Source organism: Bacillus sp. C30 (assembly GCF_040838255.1).
GTDB classification, from domain to species: Bacteria; Bacillota; Bacilli; order Bacillales; family Bacillaceae_G; genus Bacillus_A; species Bacillus_A mycoides.
Genome location: NZ_JBFPJH010000240.1, coordinates 1 through 5090, shown reverse-complemented (window position 1 = coordinate 5090; position 5090 = coordinate 1). Strand labels below are relative to the sequence as shown.

Here is a 5090-nt window from a genome sequence, read left to right as displayed (position 1 = left end):
ATTATATAGCGGATAAACCTTTTAGAAATGAAAGTATTTTTAATAGCTTTATAACAGTAGAAAAAGTGAAGAAAGAAGAACTCGGATACATTTTTCGATTTGAAAGTAGAGGGTTTATTACAGGTATGCAAACATTTATATTAGATCCTACTGATCCGTTTCCAACAGGTTTCTTATTAAAATAATATGTTAAAGGGAGAGATAAAGATGCAAAAAATTAAAGGGGCATTTCCAGTATTAATAACACCGATGGATGAATTTCAAGAGATTGATTGGAAAGGCGTAAAACAAAACGTAAACTACTTTATTGAGCAAAAGGTAGCTGGAATTATTATTAATGGAAGTACAGGGGAATTTGTTAGTTTATCAAAGGAAGAACGATTTAACATGGTAGAAACAGTATTAAAAGAAGTTGATGGCCGTATTCCTGTCATTGTTGGAACTGCTGCAGAGACGACGAAAGAAACGATTGAATATACGAAACATGCAGAAGCGCACGGAGCGGATTGCGCATTAATTATAAACTCTTACTATTGTAAACCGAAGGAAGAGGAGATTTATTTTCATTTTAAAGAAATCTCAAACGCTGTAAATATACCAATTATGCTATACAATAACCCATTTACTTCTGGTGTTGATATGAGCACAGAGTTAATGCTCCGTATTGGAAAAGAGTGTGAAAATGTTACACATATTAAAGAATCTAGCGGAGATATTCGAAAAGCGAGAGATTTAGTAAGACAAGGTGAAGGTGCTTTCCAAGTCTTCTGCGGATCTGAAGATTTAGTTATGGAATCTTATTTAGTTGGTGCATCGGGATGGGTTTCAGTAGCCGGAAATATCGTTCCAGGACTCGTTACGAAAATGTACGAGCATTTTCAAAATGGTGAATTAGAAAAAGCGTGGGAAATGAACGATGCTATTTTACCTCTTTGTGAGTTTCTTGAAGGATCAGGAAAGTATGTGCAAATCGTTAAACGTTCAATGGAATTACATGGGCAAGTCGGAGGACCTTCACGTTATCCGAGATTAGGATTAACTGAAGAAGAAGATCAAAAGCTTCAAGCTATTTTACTAGAAATTGCAGCTCATGCAGCTGTTTAAATAAGGAGGAGAGTATATATGTTAACGACAAACATTGAGCTGAAACCAAAAGTGAAAGCGTTTTTAAATGAAGAAATTAAAATGTTTATTAATGGTGAATTTGTTTCTTCAATAAGTGGAAAGACGTTTGAAACATACAATCCAGCAACAGAAGATGTTCTAGCAGTCGTATGTGAAGCGCAAGAAGAAGATGTTGATGTCGCAGTAAAAGCGGCAAGATTTGCTTTTGAATCAGGCCCGTGGGCAGAGATGACTACTGCTGAAAGAGCACACCTTATTTATAAATTAGCAGATTTAATTGAAGAGCATAGAGAAGAATTAGCACAGCTGGAAGCTTTAGATAATGGAAAACCATATCAAGTAGCACTTGATGATGATATTTCAGCGACTGTAGAAAATTACCGCTATTACGCGGGATGGGCTACAAAAATTATTGGTCAAACCATTCCAATTTCAAAAGACTATTTAAATTACACACGCCATGAACCGGTTGGCGTTGTAGGTCAAATTATCCCGTGGAATTTTCCGCTCGTTATGTCTTCTTGGAAAATGGGAGCCGCTCTTGCGACGGGTTGTACGATTGTATTAAAACCAGCAGAGCAAACACCTTTATCTTTACTATATACAGCGAAGCTTTTTAAAGAAGCTGGTTTTCCAAACGGTGTCGTAAACTTTGTACCAGGTTTCGGTCCTGAAGCAGGATCGGCAATTGTAAACCATCATGATATTGATAAAGTAGCTTTCACAGGTTCAACAGTTACAGGGAAATATATTATGCGTCAATCTGCAGAAACAATTAAACATGTAACGTTAGAACTTGGTGGTAAGTCACCAAACATCATTTTAGAAGACGCTGACTTAGAAGAAGCGATTAACGGTGCGTTCCAAGGCATTATGTATAATCATGGTCAAAATTGTAGCGCAGGATCTCGAGTTTTCGTTCATCGGAAGCATTATGAAATAGTCGTAAATGAACTTGTAAAAATGGCGAATGACGTGAAGCTAGGGGCAGGTATGGAGGCGGAAACTGAAATGGGACCGCTCGTATCTAAAAAACAACAAGAGCGTGTGCTAAATTACATTGAACAAGGAAAATCTGAAGGTGCTACTGTTGCAGCTGGTGGTAAACGTGCATTTGAAAAAGGTTATTTTGTACAGCCAACAGTATTCACAAATGTTACAGACGATATGACAATCGTTAAGGAAGAAATTTTCGGACCAGTTGTCGTTGTACTCCCGTTCGATTCGACAGAAGAAGTAATTGAAAGAGCAAATCGCTCGTCTTACGGGCTTGCTGCGGGCGTATGGACACAAAATATTAAAACCGGACATCAAGTTGCCAATAAATTAAAGGCAGGAACAGTGTGGATTAATGATTATAACTTAGAAAATGCAGCTGCACCATTTGGTGGATATAAGCAATCTGGTATCGGACGTGAATTAGGTTCATACGCCCTTGATAACTATACAGAAGTGAAAAGTGTTTGGGTAAATATAAAGTAATAGAGAGTCTAACTGTTAATAAATAGAGGGATGAAATAATGAGAGATGCGGACAACTGGAAGGTTTAATAATAGTTGTCCGTTTTCTTATATATAAAATTGCTTTTTCAAAAGAATTATAAGGGGGATTTGGATGGAGCAGTTAGTAGAATGGTTAGTAGGGCAAGTTTGGAGTATTGGCTTAGTTGTTTTCGCATTAGGAGCAGGAGTGTATTTCACAATTGCAACTCGTTTTTTACAAATTCGCTATTTTAAGGAGATGATTAAACTATTATTTGAAGGGAAGAGCTCGGAGACTGGGATATCATCCTTTCAAGCATTTTGTTTGGCGTTATCAGGTAGGGTTGGAATTGGTAATATCGCAGGAGTAGCGACAGCTATCGCTTTCGGCGGACCTGGAGCTGTATTTTGGATGTGGGTGATGGCATTATTAGGAGCAGCTAGTGCATTTGTTGAATCAACATTAGCACAAGTATATAAAAGTAAAGTAGGCAATGAATACCGTGGTGGTACGCCATATTTCATTGAGAAAGGCTTGAAAATGAAATGGTTTGCGGTCATTGTAGCGGTCGTTGTAACACTATCATATGGCGTTTTATTACCAGGTATTCAATCGAGTAGTATCGCAGTTGGATTTGAAAATTCTAATGGTATTAGCAAATATATAACTGGTATATTGTTAGTCGTATTATTAGCAGCTATCATTTTTGGTGGCGTAAAGAGAATTGCGGGCGTTTCTCAAATGCTAGTTCCATTTATGGCAATTGGTTATGTAATTGTTACATGTATCGTATTAATTGCGAATGTAACGGAAATTCCAAGTATGTTTGCTTTAATTTTCTCAAGTGCTTTTGGTGTAAATGAAATGTTTGGCGGCATCGTCGGCGCAGCTATTGCATGGGGTGTAAAGCGTGCTGTATTTTCAAATGTTGCTGGTGTTGGAGAAGCAACGTATAGCTCTGCCGCTGCTGAAGTATCTCATCCTGCAAAACAAGGGCTAGTTCAAGCGTTTTCTGTATATATTGATACAATTGTAGTATGTACAGCGACAGCTCTTATGATATTAATAACAGGTATGTATAATGTAATACCTGAAGGGAAAAGCGCTATTGTAAAGAATATGGGAAATGTAGATGCAGGTCCAATCTATACACAACAAGCAGTTGAAACTGTTATGACAGGATTTGGTCCATTATTTATTTCAATCGCAATCTTCTTTTTTGCATTTACAACTTTACTCGCGTACTACTATATCGCTGAAACGACACTCACTTATTTAGATCGTGACCTCAAATATAGCTGGTTAAAACCAGTTTTGAAAATTGGGTTTTTAATTATGGTTTACATCGGTAGCGTAGAATCAGCTTCGCTATTATGGAACCTTGGAGATTTAGGAATCGGTAGTATGGCATGGTTAAACTTAATCGCGATTCTATTATTAAGTAAAACGGCATTAAAAGTGTTAAAAGACTATGAAACGCAGAAAAAAGAAGGGAAAGATCCAGTGTTTGATCCTAAAAATGTGGGAATTGAAGGTTTAACATTTTGGGAAGAAAGAAGTAAAGAGGTTGAAAGGAAAAATTCTAAAGAAAAAGTGTCAGTAGATAATGGGCTGAAACTGTAGATGTGCAAATTTAAAAGTAAAATAAACTGAAAATTCATTCTATTTTTTAAAGTAAATATTTGTATATGTCCTTTATTTTATCTCATACTAAAGTAAGTGTGAATAAAATGAATGGAGGATATACGATGGAAAATCAACAATATGGCTCTATAAATGATGTATTACTTGATTATAAAGAAGGTATAGGGAATTTTACGCAACAAATCCCTGAAATTGCAGAAACATATAACGCTTTTACACAAGCATGTTTTCAGGAGGGTGCATTAACTAAAAGAGAAAAGCAGCTCATTGCATTAGGGATTAGTTTAGCAACACAAGACGAATATTGTACGATTTATCATACGAAGGGCTGTATTGACCAAGGATGTTCTGATAAAGAAATTTTAGAAGCTTGTGGTGTTTCAGCCGCGTTTGCTGGGGGAGCTGCAATGAGTCAGGCAGTAACCTTAGTACAAGAATGTCTGGTGGAATTGAAACATCAAAATCATTAAACAAGAAAAAGCCCTCCTTAAAATATTTTTTTAAGGGGGACTTTCTAGTTTAGTCTAATTTTTTTGAAAGAGTTTCAATTGTTTCATATAGTCGATAGCTTTTGTTTTATTACTCTGTTTAGAAACATAGTGTGCCTCGTTTAAATTTCTATAAAAACTATTAAATATTTCTTCAGAAAGTATGCCGTCAGAGATAGCTTTTTTTACTGCACAGTGTGGTTCATTTGTATGCGAACAATTAGAAAATTTACATTTCCGAGATATACCCGCAATATCTTCATATCCAAAATCAAAGTTACCTTTATGTTCTATCAAGTCAAATTCCATTTTAATATTCTATATTTTTATAAATCGATGTCTCTATATTAG

General features: G+C 36.1%; 5 protein-coding genes and 1 pseudogene. 5 read left to right on the top strand and 1 reads right to left on the bottom strand.

Annotation, left to right across the window (positions count from 1 at the left end; genetic code table 11):
- The 5 genes and pseudogenes from AB3X49_RS17400 to AB3X49_RS17380 all read left to right on the top strand — a co-directional run.
- A pseudogene (locus AB3X49_RS17400) lies at positions 1-185 on the top strand (proline racemase family protein); the annotation flags it as partial.
- Positions 186-207: 22 nt separating this feature from the next.
- Positions 208-1104, top strand: a complete 897-nt coding sequence (gene dapA / locus AB3X49_RS17395) for a 4-hydroxy-tetrahydrodipicolinate synthase (protein ID WP_002142092.1) — start codon at positions 208-210, stop codon at positions 1102-1104.
- An 18-nt stretch (positions 1105-1122) separates the two neighbouring features.
- The gene (locus AB3X49_RS17390) at positions 1123-2607 is read left to right on the top strand and encodes an aldehyde dehydrogenase family protein (protein WP_003189783.1); all 1485 of its coding nucleotides are present in this window, start codon (positions 1123-1125) and stop codon (positions 2605-2607) included.
- Positions 2608-2739: 132 nt separating this feature from the next.
- A complete protein-coding gene (locus AB3X49_RS17385; RefSeq protein WP_002185654.1) occupies positions 2740-4230 on the top strand; it encodes an alanine/glycine:cation symporter family protein in 1491 nt (496 codons plus the stop codon).
- A gap of 125 nt (positions 4231-4355) precedes the next feature.
- Positions 4356-4721 (top strand): carboxymuconolactone decarboxylase family protein, encoded by a 366-nt coding sequence (locus tag AB3X49_RS17380; RefSeq protein WP_367963639.1) that lies wholly within the window; start codon positions 4356-4358, stop codon positions 4719-4721.
- Positions 4722-4775: 54 nt separating this feature from the next.
- Here the strand turns inward: AB3X49_RS17380 and AB3X49_RS17375 are convergent, their stop codons facing one another.
- Positions 4776-5048: a putative GTPase gene (locus tag AB3X49_RS17375; RefSeq protein ID WP_367963637.1), complete on the bottom strand. Its 273-nt coding sequence runs from the start codon at positions 5046-5048 to the stop codon at positions 4776-4778.
- Positions 5049-5090 lie beyond the last annotated feature (42 nt).

Bases quoted from the DNA above. Each gene is read 5' to 3' on its own strand.
- dapA (WP_002142092.1), top strand. From the start codon at position 208: ATGCAAAAAATTAAAGGGGCATTTCCAGTATTAATAACACCGATGGAT.
- AB3X49_RS17390 (WP_003189783.1), top strand. From the start codon at position 1,123: ATGTTAACGACAAACATTGAGCTGAAACCAAAAGTGAAAGCGTTTTTA.
- AB3X49_RS17385 (WP_002185654.1), top strand. From the start codon at position 2,740: ATGGAGCAGTTAGTAGAATGGTTAGTAGGGCAAGTTTGGAGTATTGGC.
- AB3X49_RS17380 (WP_367963639.1), top strand. From the start codon at position 4,356: ATGGAAAATCAACAATATGGCTCTATAAATGATGTATTACTTGATTAT.
- AB3X49_RS17375 (WP_367963637.1), bottom strand. From the start codon at position 5,048: ATGGAATTTGACTTGATAGAACATAAAGGTAACTTTGATTTTGGATAT.